Here is a 1561-nt window from a genome sequence, read left to right as displayed (position 1 = left end):
TGAGTGTGTCGATCGGGTCGAGGTCGGTGAGGTCGGCCATGATCGGGTACCAGGTGGTGAACCAGCCGATCGAGCGTGAGAGGTCGGCGCCGGGGACGAGGGTTTCTTGGCGGCCGTGGCCTTCCATGCCGATGGTGACCGGCCGTGGCTCGAGGCCGTGGCGTGCGCGCCATGCGCAGGTCGCGATGCCCAGTGCGGTGAGGAGGATGTCTTCGACGCTCGCCGAGAGGGCGGTGGTGATGTCGCCGATGAGGGTAGCGGTGAGGTCGGCGGGAACCGTGACCTCGATCTGTCCGGTTGTGGCGTGAGTGTCGCGCTCCGGGTCGACGCTCCGCTCGCCGAAGAGAGGCTGTGTGGCGTCGGCGACGGTGTTCCAGTGCTCGAGTTGGTCGGTGAGGTGGGGGTCGCGCGCGCGTTCGGTCAGTGCGTGGGTCCATGTGGTGATGGAGGTTCCGGCGGGGAGCAGGTCGTCTTCGGTGGCGCCGGTTTCGAGTGCCCAGGCGTGTGCGAGGTCGTCTTGAAGGATGCGCCAGGAGACGCCGTCGACAGCGAGGTGATGGATCACCATGACGAGGCGGCCGGTGGCATCACTGGAGGTGGTGCACCACATTGCGCGCCAGAGGATTCCGTTCGTCGGATCCATCTGATCGGACATTCGGGTGACGAGGTCGTCGACTGTCGTCAGCCATTGCGGGCTCGACCAACCGTCCGACGTCGTCAGCGATTGGATCGGCGATTCGACCGTTGTGGAGGGAAGCGTGAACTCCCAGGTTTCGGAGCGGCGAAGGCGAGCGCCGAGCGTGGGGTGGGCTGTGGCGATCCTGTTGAGGACTCGGTGGAGGGTGTCGGTGGTGAGGTCGGGTGGGGTGGTGAAGACGAAGGATTGGGTGAAGTGGTCGAAGCCGGGTCGGTCTACGTAGCGGGCGGCGATGGGTTGCAGTGGTGCGGTGGTGACGGTGGTGGGTCCGGTTTCGGTGTGGGTCTGGGTGTGGGTGTCGGCGATTCGTGCCAGGGCGCTGATGGTGCGGTGGGTGAAGATGTCGGCGGCGGTGATGGTGATGCCGGCGCGGCGGGCTGCGGTGACGACTTGGATGGAGGAGATGGAGTCGCCGCCGAGGCGGAAGAAGTCGTCGTCGATCGACAGTGGGGTGTCGGTGGGCAGGTGCAGGATGTCGGAGAAGACGGTGGCGAGGGTGGTTTCGGTGACCGTGCTCGGTGTGTGTCCGCCGGTGAGGGCTGCGGTGAGGTCGGGTGTGGGTAGTGCGCGGCGGTCGAGTTTGCCGTTGGGGGTGACCGGGACGGTGGTGATGGGGATGAAGACGGTGGGGATCATGTAGTCCGGTACCCGTGCGGTCAGATGCTCCCGCAGTTCGTCGTCGGTGACGTCGGTACCGACGTAATAGGCGGCAAGGTATTTGTCATTGCCGCCGGGGTGGTCGGCGGCGATGACGACGGCGGTGGTGATGGCGGGGTGGTGTTCGAGGACGGTGCGGATCTCGTCGAGTTCGATGCGGAAGCCGCGGATCTTGACTTGGTCGTCGGAACGGCCGAGGTAGTCGAG

General features: G+C 66.0%; 1 protein-coding gene. It reads right to left on the bottom strand.

The genetic code is table 11. The features are described from left to right. A partial coding sequence (locus CH292_RS27510; RefSeq protein ID WP_256978603.1) for a condensation domain-containing protein occupies window positions 1-1561 on the bottom strand: 1561 nt, incomplete at both ends.

Origin of the sequence: Rhodococcus sp. 14-2470-1a, from assembly GCF_002259425.1 — a bacterium.
In the GTDB taxonomy this organism is placed as follows: domain Bacteria; phylum Actinomycetota; class Actinomycetes; order Mycobacteriales; family Mycobacteriaceae; genus Rhodococcoides; species Rhodococcoides fascians_E.
Note: the sequence above shows the minus strand (reverse complement) of the source record. Positions and strands in the feature narration are given on the sequence as shown.